This is a genomic window from Parendozoicomonas sp. 209JJ7-1, from assembly GCF_058147085.1.
Genome location: NZ_JBYVJU010000018.1, coordinates 42,926 through 64,031, shown reverse-complemented (window position 1 = coordinate 64,031; position 21,106 = coordinate 42,926). Strand labels below are relative to the sequence as shown.

Genomic DNA, 21,106 nt, shown 5'->3' with positions numbered 1-21,106 from the left:
AAGGGCAGCCGAGTTTGAACAAACCGGCTGCCCTTTTTTATATATCTTCTTTACAGGCTACTGATGGCGGAAAAAGAACCGGACAAACAGAATCGTAGTAATAAACAGCGTCAGACTCTCTCCAGCCAGTAACCAGCCAATCCAGTTTTCATGGGCCCAGCCGCTGACCACGCCACTGGTAAAATAAAACAGCACCACGAAACCCATCCAGGCAAAGCCCCGGCCATGGCGGGTGACAATCGCCGGTATAAAAATAATTAACGGTACAAGGCGCAAGCACCAGATCAGCCAGGGAGAATCCACCTTCGGAGGTGCCAGCAGCCAGTGGTCAAGAGTGATGGTTATAAGCAGAACAGCGTAAAGAATTGCTGACAGCAGCCAGAAGGTTCTGGCTTTGGGGCCGAGCTGGGAAAGAGGAGTGCTGGCCATAATTACAGGATATCCAGCACGCTTTCCGGCGGGCGACCGATTTTGGCTTTGCCGTTTGCTAGCACAATGGGGCGTTCGATCAGTTTGGGATAGCTGACCATGGCTTCCAGCAGCTGCTCATCCGTCAGGCTGGAGTCTTTCAGGTTGTTTTCTTTATAGGCGGCTTCGCCGGTACGCAGCAATTGCCGGGGAGAAATATCCAGCATGGCGATAATCTCTTTCAGATGACTGATGCTTGGTGTCTGCTCAAGGTAGAGAATAATCTCAGGCTCAATATCCCGCTCCTGCAGCAGTTGCAGAGTCAGGCGGGATTTGGAACAGCGGGGGTTATGATAAATAGTGACTTCTGCCACGGCGCTCTCCTGGCTGTTGCGTTTGTTGCTATCAGCATTGCCTGTCAGATTGTGAATAGCCTGTCAGGTTGTGAATACGGACGGCCTGTGTATTCTATCCAGATGGAAGGTAAGGGTATACCGATAATGAAAGAGACTTTACCGCAGGCTTCTGTATGGCTGCAGCGGGTATGGCGCATTATAACCATGACTGCGGGGCGGTTTGCCGGAGATGGCTGCCTGAACCATGCGGCCGCATTAACCTACACGACGTTGTTCGCCATTGTGCCTCTGCTTACCGTGACCTACAGCATGCTGGCCTCTTTTCCTTCTTTTCAGGGGGTTGGGCAGCAACTGCAGAATTTTATCTTTTCTCACTTTGTACCTTCTGCCGGGGAAACCGTAAGTGAATGGCTGACATCATTCTCCCACCAGGCCCGTAACCTGACCCTGGTGGGTATGGGATTTCTGCTGGTCACAGCATTAATGATGCTGCGCACTATAGACAATGCCATTAACAGCATCTTCCATACAGCCGGTGGTCGCCGGGCGGTGACCAGCTTTCTCCTGTACTGGGCCATTTTGACCCTTGGGCCTATGCTTATCGGCCTGGGGTTCGCTGCCAGCTCTTACATGGCCACCATTAAGTTGATTGATGAAGCCACACAGGTTCTCGGTGTTAAAGGTGTTCTGCTGCAGGTTATGCCCATTCTGTTCAGCGCCACGGCATTTACCCTGTTGTACCTGACTGTTCCGAACCGGCGGGTGATTTTCCGCCATGGGGTGCTGGGGGGCATGGTTGTCGCGCTGCTGTTTGAGTTGGCTAAGTCGGGTTTTGCGCTGTTTCTGGCTTTTTCTCCCACTTACGAATTTATTTATGGTGCTTTTGCTGCTGTGCCTGTTTTCCTGATCTGGATTTTTCTGAGCTGGGTGCTGGTTTTGCTGGGGGCAGAACTGGTTCATACCCTGGGAGAGTCCCAGAGCCGTGAAGACCGAGAATTTTCACCATTCCTGTCTATGCTGGCTGTTCTTTCGGTTTTTCGGGAGCGGTTTTCCCGGGGGCAGTCCACAAGCCTGGAGCAGGTGCAGGATGCTGGATGGCCCATTGGTCAGCGGCACTGGGAAATGATAACAGCCTGGCTGGCGGGGCAGGGTGTGATTGGTCGTAACAATGCGGGAGCGTTAATGCCGGCCCAGGATTTCCATAGCGTTAATTTTGCGGAGCTGATAACCCGTTGTCCCTGGCCAATGCCTGTGGATGAAGAACTGGCGGGCTTTTCATCGGAACATCCAGCATGGTTCCGGGCTGTTATTGACAAACTCCAGGCTCTGAATAATGAGAAGAGCCGGGTTTTATCCGGTTCTTTGAATGAGCTGCTGTCAGGATCGCCAAAGCGATTGGAGTCTTCCGGTGAATAAAAAACGTATGCTGTTTTCTGTGTTGCTGGCTGCCGGGTTGTTACTGCTGCAGGCTGGTTGTTCACCGGAGGTGCGTGTCGAGGATTATCAGGGTAAGCCTTTGGCTCTCTCATCAACTGATGGTTCCTGGCTGGTGGTGAACTACTGGGCAACATGGTGTGACCCCTGCAGGGAAGAAATCCCTGAGCTGAACAGTCTTGCAGCTTCTGATAATGGCGTGCGGGTGTGGGGCGTTGATTTTGATAATCCAGTGTCGTCTTCAGAGCTGGCTGAAAAAGTAGCAAAACTGCAAATTGGTTTCCCTGTTGTTGCGCCAGATCATGTGCAGGCCATGTCGCTGGAACGGCCGCCTGTTCTGCCGGCCAGCTATATTTTAGACGACAGGGGTATAATGCGTAAACGGTTAATCGGCCCCCAGACCCGGGCGGGTCTGGAACAGGTTATCAGTGAGCTAAAGCAATTTTCAGGATAAGGATTTGTTGTAATGGTTTGCAGGAAAGTCAAAGTAGAGGGTCGGGTGCAGGGAGTCTGGTTCCGTGCCTCAACACGACAACGGGCGCAGAAACTGGGTATTACCGGCTGGGCCAACAATTGTGAAGATGGCAGTGTTGAAGTGCTGATGTGCGGATCGGAACAGGCGGTTTCGGAACTGGAATCCTGGCTTCATAAAGGCCCGCCCCTGGCGCAGGTTAAGCGTGTGACCGAGCAGGAATGCCCGTGCCAGAACCCTCCTTCTAACTTTATTACAGGTTAATAACCTAAAGAACCACGCTTTTTTTGTAGTCCATTTCTGTCTTTCGTGGAATCGTTCACAGTTTTTGTGTCACTTGTGCCACATCTGGTCTTTGCTCTTTTTGTTTTGAGACAATTATATATCATCAGGGTTGTAGCTGTACTGATTGCTGGCTTGTGGCTCTCATTTGGAGTGGCATCTGTCACATAAAGTGCTCTCACTTGTAGTTCCAGCTCCCAGACAATGCCTAAGGCACGCTGGATTGCCCGGGAAAGTCAGCGGCAATTATTATAAGAACAATAAAGGACTGCCCGTGAAATTACATAATACTATAAAATCCCTATGTCTGGCCGGAGCAGCTGTTTACTCAACTTCCGCTCTTGCCGCCCCAGCACCCAACTTTATTGCTTTTGAATCCGGCTCTGTACGTCCTATGGCTATGTCCGAGGACGGCTCCAAGCTGTATGTCACCAATACCCCTGACAATGTTATGGAAGTTTTTAGTATTGGCGCTAACGGCAGGCTGACCCACGACCAGTCCATTCCTGTAGGCATGGAACCAGTGGCGCTGGCGGTTAACGGAAGCGATGTCTGGGTTGTTAACCATCTGTCTGACTCTGTCAGCATCGTTGATACCGCTTCTGCCGTGGTAACACGTACGCTGCTGGTAGGCGATGAGCCCCGTGATATTGTCTTTGCCAAAGGCAAGGCGTTTATCACCACTGCTCACCGTGGTCAGCACAGAACCCACCCTTCACTGAACAATGTGCCCGGTGCTGGTGATCCTCAGACCCACACTCCCAGCGTATCCCGTGCAGACGTCTGGGTATTTAACGCCAGAAACCAGGGCCGTGCTCTGGGTGGTAAGCCTGTTAAAATCGTTGAGCTGTTCGGTGACACCCCCCGTGCTCTGACTGTCAGCCCTGACGGCAGCAGTGTTTACACGGCGGTATTCAACTCCGGTAACCAGACCTCTGTCGTTCATGAATCGGTGATGTGTGCCGGCTTTGAAGATGTCGCTCCCCAGATCGCTACTGTAAACGGTGTGCAGGTGCGGATGGATGAGCCTGACTGTTATGTGCAGGACGGTATCACCTCCCCCAATGGTCCGGCTGATGGCAAGCTGCCTGCTAACCGTCCGGCTCCCGGCAAGAATGCCAAGGGTGAGATTCAGCCCTGGACCGGCATGATTGTTAAATACGACAATGAAAGCGGACAGTGGAAGGACAGCCGTGGCCTGAACTTCTCTAACGGTATCCGTTTCCACCTGCCTGACTACGACGTTTTCTCCATTGATGCCGCATCTCTGGATATGACGCAGTCTTACAAGCATGTAGGTACAACCCTGTTCAACATGGTGACCAACCCGGTAACGGGTAAGGTCTACGTTTCCAACACTGACGCCAACAATGCCACCCGTTTTGAAGGCCCCGGTGTTCACGGCGGAACTACGGTTCAGGGCAACATTGCCAAGTCCCGTATCACTGTGATCGATCCTGCTTCCGGTGCGGTTAAGCCCCGTCACCTGAACAAGCATATCGATTACTCTGTACTCAAGGCTTCCAAAGAGACTAAGAGTCACTCTGTGTCTACGCCTCTGGAAATGCAGATCAGCGAAGACGGTTCTACCCTCTACGTGGCTGCTCTGGGTTCCAACAAGATCGCTGTCTACAAGACTGCCGACCTGGAAAACGACGGCAAGTGGAACAACATGCGTCCTGAAGCTGTGAGCGCCAGCCACATTGCTGTGGAAGGTGGTCCCCAGGGGGTTCTGCTGGACGAAGGCAAAAACGGCGACAACGGCCAGCTCTATGTCCTGACCCGTTTCGACAACAGCGTTAAAGTGATTGACGCGACCACCGGTAAACAGCACCAGTCCCTGGCCATGTTCAACCCGGAACCCGCCGACATGCAGGCCGGTCGTTTTATGCTGTACGACGCTAACCGTACTTCATCTAACGGTGAATCTTCCTGTGCGACCTGTCATGTATTTGGTGATATGGACCACCTGGCCTGGAACCTGGGTAACCCTGATGGTGGAAACACCTACAACAGCAATCCGTTTCCCACGGAGCACATGACCCGTCTGAACTGCCGCCACCGGCAGGCCTGGCAGTATGATGAGTGCTACTTTGCCGAGATCCTGAACGGTGACGGTAAAGAGCGGACGCTGGCCTCCATGAAGGGTCCGATGACCACTCAGACTATGCGTGGTATGACCAATGCCGGCCACATGCACTGGCGTGGTGACCGTGTAACCGGTTACTTCGGTACTGACTACGAGACTGATCCTGAAAAGCTGGATGAGCGCCTGTCCTTCAAGAACTTCATTGTTGCCTTTGAAGGTCTGATGGGTATGGACGTTGACCTGGAAGGTGGCGTTGAAGCCGGTAAAAAGTCTCCTGAGCGTATTGCCCTTGAGCAGGACGTAGACAGGTTTGCTGACTTTATGCTGAGCGTACAGCTGCCACCTAACCCTCTGCGTAAACTGAACAATGGCCTGAGTGCTTCTGCCCGGAAGGGGGCTGCTTTCTTCGCCGGCCCACGCCGTTCCGATGGTGTAGAGGATGATTCCTGGTTTGGCCAGCCTGGGCGTCAGGATGGTTTCACCTGTGAAGACTGCCACAGACACGATCCTTCCAAGGGCTGGTATGGCACCAACGGTGAAGTGTCCCACGGTGGTGAGATCATGATCCTGAAAGCTCCGCATTTCCGTAACCTGTATCAGCGTATCGGCATGTTCGGTCTGCCTGATCGTCAGGGCTTCCAGATCAGTACTACCCGTCAGCACCAGGGCGAGCAGATCCGTGGCTTCGGCTTCCTGCACGACGGCGCTACCGACCAGCTGTTCCAGTTCCTGCAGGGCGGCGTGTTCGATAACGGTGACGTAGGCTGTCCTCCGGGTATGATCGCTGCGCTGCATGGCTGTGAGAACAACGATCAGTCCGGTTCTGTCGGTATCCCCAACGACACTGTTCGTCAGGGCCTGGTTGATTATCTGCTGGAATTCGACACCGACCTGGCTCCCGCTGTTGGTCAGCAGATCACCATCAGACAGGGCGCGACCCAGGGCATGATGAACCGTCTGAAGTTCCTGGAAGTTCGTGCTGTAGCACCTTTCGTGTCCAAGCTTCTCGGCGGCAACACCACTCAGTGTGATCTGGTGGCCCGCGGTGTTGTGAACGGTGAACAGCGTGGCTACATGCTGTACCAAGGTGTTTACTACACCGACAGCAACAAGGAGAACGGTATCACCAAGCAGCAGATCCGTAACCTGGCCAAGCAGCCTGGAAACGCGCTGACCTTCAGCTGTGTACCTCCTGGCTCTGGTGAGCGTATCGCCCTGGACCGTGACGTTGATGGCGTATACAACCGTGATGAGACTATTTAATACCGAAAATACATATTAATACCGAAAATACATAGTCCTCAGAACCTTTGTCTGGCGGCAGGCCCACAAGAGCCTGCCCGGGCAATGGCCGAATCCGCTATCGGCTTATGCCACTCTCGTCTTTGCCCGAGACAAGGTTTTTATTAGGGCCTGTTGGTCAGAAGATCTGACCGCAGGTGTGAGACTGTGGGTCTTATTTGCTGCCATGGGAGTGCATGTAATCATCAACCTCTGTTTCCAGTCGGCCCAGAAAATCGTCTATGTCGAATTTCAGCACATGAAGAAGGCTGAAAACTTCACCGATAAAGGAGTGGGCACCACTGTTGAAGGTATGGATTAACTTTTCTTCATAAGGGTCACCCTTAATGCCGAAATCTTCCCAGTTAACGGCTAAGTGCCGGGCGCATGCCGGGGACAGTATGTTTTTCAGCAGGAGCCCATTGTAGCTATATCTGTCCACGATCTTCTGGCATTTTTCGGGTGTTAGTGGGCAAGTGGCACCTCCAGACACTTTTTTAATTCGGCTTGTGACAGAGTCTCTTACTGTTGTGTCGACATATTCGGTGCAATTAACTGTCTCGTCCCAGGCTATGTTCAGATAATCGCTGATATCAAAGGGTTCGTCAGGGTTGAGAATAAGCCGGTTATTCTCGCATAACATATATTGGCCTTTTATTCTGCGGTCGGGAATATATATTTCATCAAACAGATGTTGCCAGAATAGCAGCCCTTCATAGTTTGCAGAAAGGTCTGCCCATGAATAGACACCTGTCGTACTCAGGCCAAAATAGCGCATCTCCGTTCTATGGCCAAAAAACAGAATTTTTTCCAGTGAGGCTTTTCGTGTTCTTGCCATCTGGAAGTAAAGGTATCCGGTTGAGCTGAAATGGCCAATTTTGTCTGATCCAATAATCATTTGATCCACCATGGTGGTGGACTGATAAACCCTTGGATACCAGATTCCAGTCAAAAACGGTAGATGTCCACCGTATATGCTGTCTTTCAGGGGAAGATAGGAGAATGGTTTCAGTTTGTTTTTCACTGCATAAAGGCCAAATTCCTCCTTTACGTAACCACCGACTACTTGAAACAGGTGGTTATAGAAAATTTCTCTGTCACAGCTATTGGTCAGCTCAGCAGCTTTTTCAAGGCTTTTACTGATGTAAGTATTGATAAACGCTCTTGCGTCATGTTCGGATGCAAGTAAATGTTCCCGCTCTGAGAAACTGTCAATTTCTGCGGCGGGCAGGAGGAATGCAAGCAAGCATAAAAGGAGAGTGGTAAAGAGTTTCATTGTTACACCATGTCTTCCGATAACCTGAAAGCGTGAGTTTAGTTCGAAACGTTAGAAGGTCACGGTCGAATAGGAGAGCACGGCCCCTGGTGTGTTTTTATGTTGTTCATGATCTTTCGTGGAAAGCGAAAATATAGTTTTTATTCGGTATTTGCAGCCCACGATAAGATTATCAAAAGGCTCTCAACAGGCTCTAAGTGTGACATGGATTTTCTTGTGCGGATGTAGAAAAGCTGCTGCTACTATACACTTGCAGGAAAAGTATGCTATTGGATTTTTGAATAGTGCAGCATGTTATGAAAATTTTATTTGTTAGTATATTTTTATTTGTTGGTAGTTTTTCATACGGTTCTCTTTTCAAAACTATTGATTTAATTAATGAAATTATATCGTCAGGTGGAAGAGTTAGCATCATGAATTTAAACTTTGCTACAGACAAAAGTTATAGTGACTCTTTTTCCCGAAAGACATTTATGGATGAAGTTAATTTATTTGGGTATTTTTCAAGAAAAGATTATGAAAGTAACGTTTATTTTTTTGAAATAAGACAGGAAATGTATGTTGATAAAATTGATGCTATTCGGAGGTTTATCAAACTAAAACAAACCCGTGACTTATATGCTCAATTTACCCGCTATGCGACCTATAAACTTAGAGACTACGAGGACTACGTTTTTGTAAGGACGAAAGAAGAGTTAAGTGAGGTTCTTGGCGGTAGACTGGAAAAAATATTAAAAATGCATGGGAGCGATACTGTAATAGTGACAGGTTTTACTAATGACGAGAATTCTGATTTATATGTGGATTCTTTATTGGAGAGTGGATTTAAAATAATTATTGATCCTGACTTGAGTATTATAACGCATATGCCGGAAGTAACTGCAACAGAACAAAGTTATCAAATAAGAAGAGAAATACTGGAAAAGTATTGGGCCCCAAAAATAGAAAGGTTCCCGGATCAAATACGCTTCGTTCCAGCAGGAGAAGCCCCTTTTATTAGAAAAGATGTTTGTGATTTTTAAATGTTTATATTTTATGAAACTTATAGCCTGATTCCTGCGTCAGGCAAGGCAATTGTGCCAAACAGTAACCAATGCTTAATTTAAGCTGGATCCAGGCAATTTGTAGTAATTTTCTGGTGTTTGCGGGTATCGTATATGGCTGGCACCGGAACAGCTGGTGCCGTTCCTTAGCCATCTGGTGTTGAATGTTCTGGAGACAGATTAAAGCGGCTGATTAAGAGGGCAGCACCGCATCCAGATAGTGGTTCAGCAATCTCTTGCTGTCCATCCAGTTATATTCTCTTATCGTGATCACGTTCATCAGCAATCCGTTCAGGAAGGTGATAATGGACTGGTTCAAAAGGTAGAGTTCTTCGTCGTTTAATCCCAGATGGTCCTGAACCGGCTGGTAGAACGCCATCATGCGTTCTTCTATTCTGGCATGCTCCAGAAAGAAAATGTCCTGGGTATCGGCCCGATCCTCATGGAGGAATACCATGCGGAAATGATCGGGGTTATCCAGAAAGTAATCGGCGTAAACGTGGCTGACGGCCCGAAGAGCTTTGACCGGATTATTTTCCTTATTCGCTGCCCGGGTTGCACGATCAAACATACTATTAAAAAATTCGCCCCAAATATGGTGAAGTATCTCGGTTTTTCCGGGAAAGTACTGGTAGAGGGTCATTGTGCCCATGCCAGCTTCAGCGGCAATTTTTCTCATGGAGACGGATTTTACACCCTGCTCTCTGAACAGGTGTTTGGCTGCGCTGATAATCTTGCTGCGCTTCTGTTGAGTTTGTCCTTCGCTATTGCGGGGGCGTCCTCGTTTCGATGTCACGTTATTTTCCTTATGGCAGGTGGTAAGCCTGCTGATGCTTTGATCATCTTTAAAGACGATTATCTTACCAGATAGCAGAGTGTTTTTTCTTACTTCGGCGTATAGGAGTGAAGCGGAAACCTGAGATATTGTACTTTCATCGTCAGGCATGGTCCGTCATGGTCAGGTTTCCGAAGAGGCAGTCAGTCAGAGCTGTAGGGGGCAATAAAATTCTGGAGTTTTTCTGTGGCTTTGCTGGTGTCTCCGCTGGTCAGCTGGGTCAGGGCATCGGCCTGAGCCTGTTCCTGCAGTACAACATATCGGAAGAAGGTTTTTTCGTCGTCAGGAGCCAGTTGTTCCAGTTCTTCCAGCTTACTGACGTAGGCAACGGTTGCTTCGGTCATTTTGTCCAGGATGTATTTGGGAAACAGTTTGCCAAATACACCACCAGCTTTGACTTTTACCTGGGTAAGGAAAGAGGGGGCCATATCCAGCTGGTACTTTTCTGCGTAGGGGCGGAATTTCTTCTGGTTGATGACTTCCAGATCGTAATAAGCTTTCCAGAACGCCTCCCCCTCAATATCGGGCGTATTAACAGCCGCTTCCATAGAGGCAAAGGCAAAAGCCCGGTTCTGGATTTCATAGTCCAAGAGTTCGAGAAAGCGTTTTTGATTATTAGCAGATGACATAGTGCTCAGAAAGGTCAGGGCGAATAAAAACAGCCAGCAGGGTGAGAGTTTTTTCTTGATCATGTTTTTGTCGATGTTGTCAGTTGGTGAGAGGGATGCACTTTGGCAACCCAATAAACAGAGAAAACAAGAGCAAGTACCAGCGTGGCAGGAAAAATAACACTGGTCAGTTCTGTGGTGACAGAGTCTTTCGGTACCATACCATTCAGTACCATATTCAGGTGAAACAAACCATGAAAAACAATAAACATGGCCCCGCAAAAACTGTAAATCAGCCGGTTTGGTTTATAAAATGTGGCGATCATGAGCATAACAGCGGAGGAAGAGAATGCCAGTCCGGCATCTTTGACAAAGTGACTGTTAAAAATTCCGTAGTAGTCTGGCAGCTGTTCAAAAGTTGCTCTGGAATCAAAGAAAAAGGCCAGTCCCAGTCCCAGAAACAGCAGGGCTGAAAGTCCCAGAAGAATGGTATTGATATGATCAAGAGTCTTCATTTTTGCTTGTTTCCCTGTGAATGGATAAGCCCGGTTTCCCAGTTAAATAATTTGGTGGAGGGGAATCTATACACAGCTTTCTCCTCCTCTGTACGGATTATTTGAATTTCAGGAAGTGCAGCTGGAGTTTCAGTTTCTTAAATAAAGAGTTTGTCTGGAAAGTGACTTTAGGCATGGATGTTTTAAAGAATGTGGATTTCAGGGTCAACTTGCCATTTTTCCAGTGCAGAATATCCGTGCCAGGAGCATTTGTAGAGCCGTGGGGCGTCGTAATCGTCAGGGTCCAGTGTAGAGCAACCTTTCCGGCCTCTTCATCAACATAGAGATCACGGGCGACAAAATTCAGTGTGCCAACTGCCATGACCTTGTCCCGTGTCACCTGACGAATGGCTTCAATGCCGTGATATCTCTGGCCGTCCATATTGTCAAAGATGCCATCTTCGGCAAATAGCCGGGCAACAGCGTCGGCATCCCCATTGTTATAAGCGTCAGCTAACTGGTTTGTCAGGGCAACCAATTCTTCTCTGGTGCTGGTTGATGTTGCTTGGTGCATTTAATTTTCCTCTTTCTTCTTGTTATTGCGTTGAAAATCTTTAAACCTCAACAGGCCCTGGTTCGGCGATACAGAACTTCTGCGCTTAATCCATGCGTACAATCTGATTAATATCGCGGAAATAAGCAGTGACAGTAGAACAGGGTTGGATTCAGGGAAATTCCTGATAGCTATGTCATAGAAGAAGATGGAGATAATGTAATATAAAGCCACTTTATAAATGATGCCGGTGGCTTTACTGCCAGCCAGTGCCCTTGGTCTTTCAAAGGACAGTACGATCATGAGAAGAAGATAAAACATACCAACACTTCCACCCATAAGAATAAGAACGGATTCTGGCGGTTCTTCACTGATTTGGTAGAGAGCGATAATAAACCCAAGGTGCCATAGATGGTTCCCGGCAAATGCCAGGCCAAACAGCGGCCGCTGTTTCATCATAAACAACGTTGTCTGGTTATTAAAAAGCTGATGCAGCGGCTGGGCAATCATGGGCACCAGGAAAAACAGAAACGATATATGTCCTGTTATGCGCAGTGTTGCCCGAATATCATCTTCCATTCCCTGGCTCTGTCCATATACAAGTCCGACAGTTATGGCACCGGACACTACTCCTATAAAGAAAGCCGCCCATAGTTCTGCCGCTGTTCGGCTGGAAAGACTGCTCCCGGGGGCATTGATTAGTGGCTTGCTGATTCCAGGTGTCATAACTGTTATCTTTTTTATTTTTTAAAAATAAGTGTGAGTGTCAGAGCTCCAATACAAGGTCTGATTTCGGTCGTGAACAGCACATCAGCATTTTGTTTTTGCCAGCAGGCAGCTGAATATCTTCCGGGTACTCAACCTCACCGGAACGTACCGTGACTTCGCAGGCCTGGCAGGCACCCATACGACAACCGGAAGTGACTTCTACGCCGTTTTCTTCCGCAAAACTCAGCAGGTTTTCCTGATTCGGGTCCCAGGTCAGTGACAGATCACTCTCAGCAAATTGCACTTTGTAGCGGGTCTGGTCAGCGTTCTGGCCAGCGCTCTGGGGCTGACCAAAGCTCTCAAAGAAAATATCATCTTTAGAAATTCCCTGGGCCGAGAGACCTTCCACCATAGCCTGGCTGAATTCCGGGCGGCCACAAAGATAGAACTGGAAATTTCGGTGGTTCAGTGTGTTCAGCACTGTTTCCACGGACATCATGCCTTCCTGCATATAGTCAGGCAGCTTGTAGTTGCCGGGATGGCTGACATAAATATGCAGGTGCAGATTGGGCATCTGGAGCTGATGTTTTTCCAGCTGTTTTTTGAAAGGCAGGTAGGCCGGTGACAGCACCCCCTGAAACAGATGCACTTCCCGCTCCGGGTTATCCTGGGCGATGGTGCGAATCATCGACATAAACGGCGTAATGCCAATACCGGTGCTGAGCAGGGCCAAAGGTGTCTTATCTGTAGAGACGGAGCCGAAATGTCCCCCGGGATCTTTAATATAAATCTGCTGGCCGGTTTCCAGATGCTTGTGGAGGTAGGAGGAACCCTTGCCCTGGTGTTTAACGCCGTCGATTTCCCATTGCTCATGTTTAACTGAGATGCGGTAGTGAGAGCACTCACCGGAGGCATCGGACAGGGAGTAGGGGCGGTAAACGACTTTGTTGCTGTTTTCCTGGGGAATAGCCAGAACAATATGCTGGCCGGGGACAAAAGCGGGTAGTTGCTTACGTGCAGGGTCCTGGAAATAGAAGGATGTGATGCCTTCCGCTTCTTTCTCTTTACGTACCAGGGTGAAAGGGCGGAAAGCTCTGGGATAAACTGGGCCTGCAGGTTTTGGAGCGGCTTTGGCTTTGGCTTTTTTCTTCTTATCCTGACGATCCATCACCTCGCCGGCCTTGGTCAGCAGAGCGTTTTTCATCTTACGACCAAGGCTGTCCAGCCCGGAGTATATTTTCCCACCGGAGCGAGGCAGGATTTCCACTTCATCACCAACCCGTATAGGGCGACTGTTTTTCGGTGTTCCATAAGCCCCAAGATGCTGGTCGGCATGCTTCATAACCGTCAGGGGTATATTGGGATCTTTCGCCATGCCCGGCTGCGCGGCACCGGGCATAGAGCAGCGAATAGTTGGGTGATTGCAGTGGACAAGCGCATCGCCAATGCGGATATCATGGCCACGCCAGTCGTTCTCAATAATGCCTTGATAATCGGGAGTATCTATCACAAAGCTTGGACGGTAACGTTCGACCCGAAAGTCCCCTTCAGGATAAAAACCTTTCATCGCCGCCAGAGCGGATGTGGTCATAAAATGCAGGGGATAAACATCATAATAGGTGCCTGGTGGAGTCACGTACTTGGAGACAGTATCAAGCAGTTTGAAAGAGAAAGAGGAAAAATCCGGAGCCGGGTCATCGGGTTTCATACCCAGGGCATAACGCACCTCAGACGGTGTCATCGGTTTCTTGAAGGCGTAATGGTCTGTATCTGCTGCCGGAACACGAGAACTCAGGGTTACACGTTTGCCCAGGTACATGGAGAGTATGGCATCGGCATAAGGGTCTTCTGAGGACAGTACACGGCCATCGGGGAAGATGATTTCTATTCGGGAATCGGTTTTCTGGTCAAAGCCCACCAAGGGTTCCTGAGAGTAACGGGCCTTCAGGGTCATCAACTTGGGAATTTTCTTGCCGCCGACAATCTCTCCTGTCTCTTCCTCGCGTACCGCCCAGGTACGGTCATCAGCAAAGCCTGCAGATTCTATCAGTGCTTCCTGAACAGTTTCCCCAAACATGGATTTTACCGGAAAACGCCAGATCTCTTTTACTGTTCCGACAATCATACTTCTACCTGTTATATCTGTACTCAGATGATCCGAAGGTGTGTTAAAGCAATGCCAGCGCTTCCCGCACAATCATTACGGCAAGAGCAATCCAGGAGAGGGCGAACAGGGAAAAGCGAATCATAACCACGTTCACTGTCGCTTGTACCAGGCTGTGGGCTATCCGGAGGCCGACATAACTCCAGGCACAGATAAGGTGGATAGTGTCGGCATGGCCCATCAGCACAATGGCGAAGACCATGGCGTAGAAAAGTGTGGGAGCTTCAAAAAGGTGGTTGTAGTTATCCGCTACCTGTCGAACCTTGCTGGGCAGGCCGGCCATACCTTCTTTGTGGGCAGCGTCCTGCGGGTCGATGCCCGCTTCTTTCATGGCCGGAAGGCGAGTGATGTACATCCACAGATAGATCACCAGATGCAGAACACCCATGGCAATAACGGTGTGTACAAGGGAAAGCTCGGTTGGATTCAGGGTCATAGTTTTATCCGGATATTTGCCACTTTTTATTGTTATGGATTCTGGCCGACCTTCTGGAATGAAGGCGGCCGGAAACAAATTAATAGTACACGTACTGTTTATGTACTGTCACGAAAAAATAGAGTGATTACTCAAAAGTTCTTATTCAAAGTCTTTTGTTCAAAAATTATGGGCATCGAACTGTTACCGGTATGCCGTCGAGCACAGAGGTTCCCGAAACTTCGTCATACAGTCTTTCGTCGGCAATATCATTAAAGCTTTCCCCGGGATTGCGGGCCGCGACGTTGAGTTTTGACCCTGATCGTGTATGCCCCCAGCCAAACGGCAGGCTGACAACTCCCGGACGGATGGCATCGGTAATATCAATGGGTACGGTAATTTCGCCGACTCTGGAGGAAACCGTTGCCTGTCCATTGACTTCCAGCCCTAAGCGCTCTGCATCCAGGGGGTTCACTTCCAGAATACAGCGGGGTTTGCCCTTGGCCAGCAGGGGAATATTGTGCAGCCAGGTATTCATGCTTTTCAGGGTGCGACGGGTGATCAGCTGAAGTGTGTCACTGTCGCTTTCATCTGGCTTCATTGTGTTTTTAAGACGGGTGAGATCCTGTTCAAGCTCTTTCGGGAACAGGTTGACCATGGATTTATCTGTGGCAATCACTTTCTTGCCCCGGGGCACCATGGGTCCAATATCCAGCCCATTGGGGGCGTTTTTCAGGTCTTTCAGACGCAACTTGTAAGGACCCAGCCTGAGCAGCCAGTCCAGCAGCTTTTCGGAATGAAGGAATGCAGCAAACTTATCCACCATCTTCCGACCAAGGAAGTTCTTTATACCTCCACGCAGGCGCAGGACCCTGGAGTAGATCTGTAATAAAATTTCTGCGTCATCCGGTTGCCCTCCCGGAGGGGCAACGGCTGTATCCGCATAGCGCACCACATTACGAATGGCATAGGACAGTTCAAGCAATGGATAGTGTTCATGCTCCATCGGGCCAGTGGGCGGCAGAATGACATCCGCCAGACGACTGGTTTCGTTCAGGTAAAAGTCTACGGAAACCAAAAACTCCAGGCTGTCCAAGGCCCGCTCAACCCGGTTGCCATTGGGATTGGAAAGCACGGGGTTGGCTGCCTGAATCATCATACCCCGTACCTGCCCGGGTCCCGGAGTTTCTATTTCGTCGGCCATGGCGGCGACCGGAAGTTCTCCACTCAGTTCAGCAAAACGTCCGTCACGACTGCGCCAGCGGCCATAAGTGCCGCCAACCCCAAAGCGGGCAGCGTTGGCGGCCAGGTCAATAGCAGGAGTATTGAACATGGCACCACCGGCTTTATCAAAGTTGCCGGTTAAAATATTGACCGCATCAATCAACCAGGTGCTCAGGCAGCCAAAGCTCTGGGTGGATGTGCCCATGCGTCCATACCAGACTGCGGTTTTGGCTGTGGTCAATTCCTTGGCCAGCTGTCGTAAGTCCATTGGGCTGACGCCGGTAAATGGGGCGGTTGTTTCCGGTGAAAATTCAAGGGCGACTTCCAGAAGTTTGTCTATGCCCCGGGCGACCTTTCTGGCATTTCTATCAATCCAGTCATTTCTGGACAGTTCATGAATGACTGAGAGCAACAGGGCTGCATCGGTGCCGGGATTCACGAAGAAATGCTGGTCAGCAAGGGCGGCGGTTTCTGTTCTGCGGGGATCAATCACCACCACCTTGCCGCCTTTCTGGCGAATATCCTTCAGTCGTTTTTTCATATTTGGGGCGGACATCACGCTGCCATTAGACACGGCAGGGTTGGCACCCATAATCACCAGAAAATCGGTGCGTTCAATATCGGGAACAGGAAGAAGTGCCGCATTGCCATAGAGAAAGTAGGAGACCAGAACCCTGGGGTGGGCATCCACGGAGTTGGAGGAGAAAATGCTGCGGCTGTTGATCACCTTCTGGGTGGCGATCATGGCATAAATCTGTTTGTAGTCATGTCCTGCCGGATTGCCGAAGTAGTAACCCCAGGCATTATTGCCATGGCGGGACTGAATGTCGTACATTTTCTCGGCAACCAGATCGTAAGCTTCTGTCCATTCCGCTTCCCGCCATTCACCGTTGTCTTTTATCAGTGGTTTGGTCAGTCGGTCCGGATCATGATGAATCTCTTTCTGGGCCACGCCCTTGGGGCAGATGTAGCCCTGGCTCATCACATCGTCCGGGTTGCCCCGCACTGACAATATTTTGTTGCCCTCAACTTCAATCCGCACGCCACACATAGCTTCGCACAGGGTGCAGATACTGGTTTTGACTTCGCTCATCCTGATATCCGGTGTATTTATTATTATTTGTGAATGGTCAGGTTTGCCCTGTACTGCCTGCGGGTTCACCCTCCTGCTGAAATACCAAATAGAAGGGGCATTACCCCTTCCGGGTTAGCCGTGTTGCTGATGGATAAACCGGGCAGCAATATGACTGAAGGCCATAATGCTCAGGCTTGGGTCCAGAGAGCTGCTGGTTGGGAATACCGAACTGTCGGATACATACAGGTTATCCATGGTGTGAACCCGGTGGCTGAAATCTACGACCGATTCACTGGTGTTTCTCCCCATGCGACAGCCGCCGCCTGGATGAGGAGAGGCCAGGAACAGACCTCCGGCATCGATTTTCATACGATCAATGGCGTCTATCTGGCTTTCATTCTCCAGAGCAACCCGCTCCTGGCCCGCCACCATCAGTTTCTTTGCTCCGGCACGGAAGTTAAGGATGGCCTGCTTTTTCAGAGAGTCCCTCAGTATCTGTTTGGTGACTTCACCGTAGGGGTAATAAACCTCCCGGGCACCATTGGTCTTAAGTCGTATTTCACCCAGCTCACTTTCGACATCATCCATCCAGGCGATGGAGCCGCCGATATGTTTCAGCTGGCTTATCCATTCGGCCATTTCGCTGCCTGTTGCTGGCAGAGTGGCAGCAATACCCGCAGGTTGCATCTGGTTGGGCATCAGTAGATAGCCGCCTTCCTGGTAAGAGCCATTTTTATGGCGTGCCACCCGGAATTCATCAATACCCCAGGCTGCGGGAATATTGCGCCACTGGGTCATATCCTGGTCGAACAGGGCGTGCATCATGGCTGATGGATTCATGGAGAGGTTTTTGCCCAGCTGGGGCAGATCTTTGGCCAGCTCCTGTTGGCGTAGCAGGAAATAGGGCGTGGAAAAACCGCCGGCAGCTACAGCAAAGACTTTGGCTTTGATAGTGAAAGTTTTATCTGATAGACGGTTTCTTTTTCGGTCCATCACCGCAACTTTCAGGCCGGTGACCTTGCGTCCATCGGTTATTAACTGTTCTGCACTCAAGTCAGCAAATACCATGGCTCCCTGCTTTATGGCCATGGGAATATGGGTGATCATCTGGCTCTGCTTGGCATCGTACAGACAGCCCTGCATACAGTGACCGGATTTCTGACAGTGCTTGCGGGCCTGGGGTACCCGGTGCCCGTGCCAGCCAAGTTCTTTGCTGATTTTACGATAAAGATTGTTGGAGGGGTTAAAGTATTCGTCCGTGGCCGGATGAATATTCAGATTCTTTTCTATCTCTTCAAAAGCGGGCAGTAAATCTTCGGCTGTATGGTGTTGCATATGGTAGCTGTCCTGCCATTGGGCCAGCTTGTCTTCGGGAGTGCGGTAACTGTCGGCCCAGTAATGGACGGATGCGCCGCCAACATTGTTGGCATACATCAGGGCGCTGCCACCATCATGGCTTGAGGCCAGCCCGCGGTCACCATAGAGCTTGCCGCTCATATTCAGTTCGTTCTGGTCCATCTTGCTGTTGGGGTAGTAGCCGCCCCGTTCAACAATGACTACATCCCAGCCCTGGTCGGTAAGTTTTTTGGCCAGTGTCGCGCCCCCGCAGCCACTGCCGATAATGCAGACTTCGGTGTTGATGTCGCTAAAGTTATCGTAGTCTGCTTGCTGATAAATCCTGTTATCCATGGCTTAACCCTCGACCACCTGTTGATAATACTTTCTCTGTTCGCTGAGCTGTTGAGGCAGGCCGGTAGCGAAGGGGCCGTCGTAGCCAATGGCTTTCCAGGTGGATTCATGGCCAAAGTAGTAGAGGTTGAGAGCCATACGACAACCGTTGCCGGCGGCGCGAATAGCATCAAAGCGGGTGTCTTGGGCTTTGCGGAAACACTCCAGGCGTTCAGGTTTCGACAGTGAAGTAAAAAAGCTGAAGTAGCCGTACATCAGGGGAACAACATTGATGGCCTGAACAGCGAGTTTGAAATCCTCTTGAATCCCAGTGCTGACAAAAAAAAGTTCTTCATCAAGTCGTTCAATGACCCGGGCTTCTTCGATAGATGGAAACTGTCCTGTACCGGCGGGCAGAATCGCTTCGGCCAGGGCGGTTAACACCGCAGCCTCTTTCTCATCCAGAACTAACAGAGGATGTTTTCTTACAGCAGGCTTTGGGCTTTCGGTTTTGCTGTCGCAACCCAGAAGCACAGCACTTCCGCCAAGCACGCCCAGTTTGAGAAATCTTCTTCGGGGTAGGGGAGTTTCCAGCATAAGCCGCTCCGTGACAGATGTTTATTGTTTTTATCTATTGCTGCTCTGGCAGCTTAATGTATGAGCAAAATCATTGGAATATATTTTTAGTACGTGTACTGTTTAATGGACCCTTCCCTTATCTTTGTTCTTTGATTTGAACGTGGTCGCGCTTTCGCAGGTGATAGCAGGGCCGGGATAAATAATTTATTTTTCATAATAAATCTGATGTTTGTATTATCTATTATTGCTATTCCGGCTTTATGGTTTTGAGTTGTTTTATCTCAGGTGCCGGTTAGTGTTTTCAGCTTTCCGGATCAATCCGTGTAATCGTTTTTCCAGGGTTATATCCCAGGGCTATGTTAAAGTTCACATCAGTTGTCCCTTATAAGACCCTCCGGTTATGTTTATTATTTTTGGGTGTGCTGTCTCGTCATCTCTTAATCGACGTAAGTGATGGTTGTGTTCTTCTGATGCGTGCTCTCTTTGACCGGTGCCGGATTTGGTACAGATATTTCCCATTTTTTATTTTTATCAGGGTACTTCCAGAAGTCTTCTGAAATTGCCAGTTGATTTAATAGTACACGTACTATTAAATAAATGGCAAATAGAAAGCGAACGGAAATAATGAAAGGAGCTGCTTATGTCCCGAAGCGTTAAGCAGGCGATGGATGAAAATCTCTCGTTCTGGCAATACAAATTTGGAGATTTTTCACCTGAACCGGTTCTGCCAGCAGGGGATTATAAGGCAGATGTCGTTATTATTGGTGGAGGCTATACGGGGTTGACCACTGCCCGGGAAATTCTCAGGGATAACCCGAAAAAGAAAGTGATGCTGCTGGAAGGTAAGGAGATTGGTTTTGGGGCGTCCGGGCGTAACGGTGGCTTTAATATGACGCTTTTCGGTCTTGAACCGGAAGTGACGGAGTTGTTCTGGGGGCGGGAAAAGACAGTCGAAGCCCAGCAGTACATGAAAAAGGCGGTCAACTTTGTCAAGGATCTGGTGGAAAAGGAAAAGCTGGATTCTGACTATGAGCATGTTGGCATGTGGCGCCTGGCTTACAGTGAAGCCCAGGAAAAGCGCCTGCGGAAAACCTATAAGCTGCTGACAGATATGATGGGTACTGATGATTATCAGTTTCTGGAACGGGATGCCGTTCAGGCGCGGCTGAATGCGCCTAATGTGCGGGCTGCCATTGCTGAACCGGGAACGGGGATTCTTGACCCGGGTAAGCATACCCAGGAGCTAAAGCGTCTGGCTCTGGAGGCGGGTACTCAGATATACGAGAACACGAAAGTTATTGATATGGACCGACAGGGGGATTCTGTCTGGGTTCATACAGAAGCAGCCAGAATCAAGACGAATAAAGTGGTGATGGCCACTAATGCCTGGGCCCATACGGCCAACTTTAATGGCAAGCTGAGAAGAAAGCAGCGCCCGGTCTGGACCTACCAGATTGTGACTGAACCCCTGACTGAGCAGGAATGGAAGGACATCAAGTGGGACGGGCGCATGTCTATAGAAGACAATCGTCAGTTGGTCCACTACATCAGGATTACCAAATGTGGTCGTATCACCATTGGTGGAGGTAATGTTGGCTTGGATGCCGGCACCAAAATGGATAAATGGCATAACGAAAAGACCTGGGCCGCCCTGGAAAAGCATCTGTACTGGCTGTTCCCAACCCTGAAAAACAAGGGTATCTACTACAAATGGGGAGGTGCCGTCTCTGTCAATCTCAATCTTGTGCCGGAAATATGCTTCCTGGGTGACAGCAGGGTCATTCATGCCAGTGGCTGTATGGGGCATGGTGTATCTCTTTCACAGTTGAATGGTCGGCTGATTGCTGATCTGGTGCTGGATAAAAAGACTGAGTTGACAGATTTCTGGATTGTTAACCGCAAGGCTATCCCAATGCCTCCGGGTGGGTTTCTCTCTTATCTGGGAGGGGGAACAATTAATAAAATCCTGCAGGCCGTGGACTGGTGGGAAGAAAGAGAATTGAAGGAATGAAGGTCTAAGGGTCTTAAAAATAAGTTATTAAATTGTCTTAAAGTTCAGTTTTCCCGGATGTAAGCCGCCGGGAGGCAGGTCTGGGCGGGGGAAGACCAGGCCTGCCATTTTTTTATGGCCCGCCATAAAAA

Annotated in this window: 19 protein-coding genes; 6 read left to right on the top strand and 13 right to left on the bottom strand. The window is 49.6% G+C overall.

What is annotated here, in order from left to right; genetic code table 11:
- Window positions 1-57 precede the first annotated feature (57 nt).
- Window positions 58-429, bottom strand: coding sequence for a DUF2069 domain-containing protein (locus tag ACY2RQ_RS16595; protein WP_490114111.1), 372 nt, complete (start codon window positions 427-429; stop codon window positions 58-60).
- Between the two features lie 2 nt (window positions 430-431).
- Window positions 432-782, bottom strand: coding sequence for an arsenate reductase (glutaredoxin) (gene arsC, locus ACY2RQ_RS16590; protein WP_490114110.1), 351 nt, complete (start codon window positions 780-782; stop codon window positions 432-434).
- Here arsC and ACY2RQ_RS16585 point away from each other — a divergent pair.
- The 4 genes from ACY2RQ_RS16585 to ACY2RQ_RS16570 all read left to right on the top strand — a co-directional run bounded on the left by ACY2RQ_RS16585 (window position 759) and on the right by ACY2RQ_RS16570 (window position 6,304).
- Entirely contained in the window at window positions 759-2,180 is a 1,422-nt protein-coding gene (locus ACY2RQ_RS16585) for a YihY family inner membrane protein (RefSeq protein WP_490114109.1), read from the top strand. The genes arsC and ACY2RQ_RS16585 overlap by 24 nt on opposite strands.
- Window positions 2,173-2,652 carry a TlpA family protein disulfide reductase gene (locus ACY2RQ_RS16580; protein ID WP_490114108.1) on the top strand — a complete coding sequence of 160 codons (480 nt, stop codon included), beginning with the start codon at window positions 2,173-2,175 and terminating at the stop codon, window positions 2,650-2,652. Before ACY2RQ_RS16585 ends, ACY2RQ_RS16580 begins: the two co-directional genes overlap by 8 nt.
- A gap of 12 nt (window positions 2,653-2,664) precedes the next feature.
- Entirely contained in the window at window positions 2,665-2,934 is a 270-nt protein-coding gene (locus ACY2RQ_RS16575) for an acylphosphatase (RefSeq protein WP_490114107.1), read from the top strand.
- Window positions 2,935-3,226: 292 nt separating this feature from the next.
- Window positions 3,227-6,304, top strand: coding sequence for a YncE family protein (locus ACY2RQ_RS16570; protein ID WP_490114106.1), 3,078 nt, complete (start codon window positions 3,227-3,229; stop codon window positions 6,302-6,304).
- A 193-nt stretch (window positions 6,305-6,497) separates the two neighbouring features.
- Here ACY2RQ_RS16570 and ACY2RQ_RS16565 read toward each other — a convergent pair whose 3' ends face one another.
- Complete coding sequence (locus ACY2RQ_RS16565; RefSeq protein ID WP_490114105.1) at window positions 6,498-7,598, bottom strand: hypothetical protein; 1,101 nt, start codon at window positions 7,596-7,598, stop codon at window positions 6,498-6,500.
- 296 nt (window positions 7,599-7,894) lie between these two features.
- Here ACY2RQ_RS16565 and ACY2RQ_RS16560 point away from each other — a divergent pair, with 296 nt between their 5' ends.
- Complete coding sequence (locus ACY2RQ_RS16560) at window positions 7,895-8,620, top strand: hypothetical protein (protein ID WP_490114104.1); 726 nt, start codon at window positions 7,895-7,897, stop codon at window positions 8,618-8,620.
- 214 nt (window positions 8,621-8,834) lie between these two features.
- Here the strand turns inward: ACY2RQ_RS16560 and ACY2RQ_RS16555 are convergent, their stop codons facing one another.
- The 10 genes from ACY2RQ_RS16555 to ACY2RQ_RS16510 all read right to left on the bottom strand — a co-directional run bounded on the left by ACY2RQ_RS16555 (window position 8,835) and on the right by ACY2RQ_RS16510 (window position 18,982).
- Window positions 8,835-9,437, bottom strand: a complete 603-nt coding sequence (locus tag ACY2RQ_RS16555; RefSeq protein WP_490114103.1) for a TetR/AcrR family transcriptional regulator — start codon at window positions 9,435-9,437, stop codon at window positions 8,835-8,837.
- Window positions 9,438-9,619: 182 nt separating this feature from the next.
- Window positions 9,620-10,168 carry a hypothetical protein gene (locus tag ACY2RQ_RS16550; RefSeq protein WP_490114102.1) on the bottom strand — a complete coding sequence of 183 codons (549 nt, stop codon included), beginning with the start codon at window positions 10,166-10,168 and terminating at the stop codon, window positions 9,620-9,622.
- Window positions 10,165-10,599, bottom strand: coding sequence for a hypothetical protein (locus tag ACY2RQ_RS16545; protein WP_490114101.1), 435 nt, complete (start codon window positions 10,597-10,599; stop codon window positions 10,165-10,167). Before ACY2RQ_RS16545 ends, ACY2RQ_RS16550 begins: the two co-directional genes overlap by 4 nt.
- A 97-nt stretch (window positions 10,600-10,696) precedes the next feature.
- Window positions 10,697-11,152, bottom strand: coding sequence for a nuclear transport factor 2 family protein (locus ACY2RQ_RS16540; RefSeq protein WP_490114100.1), 456 nt, complete (start codon window positions 11,150-11,152; stop codon window positions 10,697-10,699).
- A complete protein-coding gene (locus ACY2RQ_RS16535; protein WP_490114099.1) occupies window positions 11,153-11,857 on the bottom strand; it encodes a hypothetical protein in 705 nt (234 codons plus the stop codon).
- A 40-nt stretch (window positions 11,858-11,897) separates the two neighbouring features.
- On the bottom strand, window positions 11,898-13,964 hold the full coding sequence (locus tag ACY2RQ_RS16530) for an MOSC N-terminal beta barrel domain-containing protein (RefSeq protein WP_490114098.1): 2,067 nt from the start codon (window positions 13,962-13,964) through the stop codon (window positions 11,898-11,900).
- Between the two features lie 43 nt (window positions 13,965-14,007).
- A complete protein-coding gene (locus ACY2RQ_RS16525) occupies window positions 14,008-14,439 on the bottom strand; it encodes an MAPEG family protein (RefSeq protein ID WP_490114097.1) in 432 nt (143 codons plus the stop codon).
- Window positions 14,440-14,605: 166 nt separating this feature from the next.
- Window positions 14,606-16,735: a molybdopterin-dependent oxidoreductase gene (locus ACY2RQ_RS16520; RefSeq protein WP_490114096.1), complete on the bottom strand. Its 2,130-nt coding sequence runs from the start codon at window positions 16,733-16,735 to the stop codon at window positions 14,606-14,608.
- Window positions 16,736-16,849: 114 nt separating this feature from the next.
- Window positions 16,850-18,406 (bottom strand): GMC family oxidoreductase N-terminal domain-containing protein, encoded by a 1,557-nt coding sequence (locus ACY2RQ_RS16515; RefSeq protein ID WP_490114095.1) that lies wholly within the window; start codon window positions 18,404-18,406, stop codon window positions 16,850-16,852.
- A 3-nt stretch (window positions 18,407-18,409) separates the two neighbouring features.
- On the bottom strand, window positions 18,410-18,982 hold the full coding sequence (locus ACY2RQ_RS16510; RefSeq protein ID WP_490114094.1) for a hypothetical protein: 573 nt from the start codon (window positions 18,980-18,982) through the stop codon (window positions 18,410-18,412).
- 622 nt (window positions 18,983-19,604) lie between these two features.
- Here ACY2RQ_RS16510 and ACY2RQ_RS16505 point away from each other — a divergent pair.
- Window positions 19,605-20,975 (top strand): NAD(P)/FAD-dependent oxidoreductase, encoded by a 1,371-nt coding sequence (locus ACY2RQ_RS16505; protein ID WP_490114093.1) that lies wholly within the window; start codon window positions 19,605-19,607, stop codon window positions 20,973-20,975.
- Window positions 20,976-21,106: the final 131 nt, after the last annotated feature.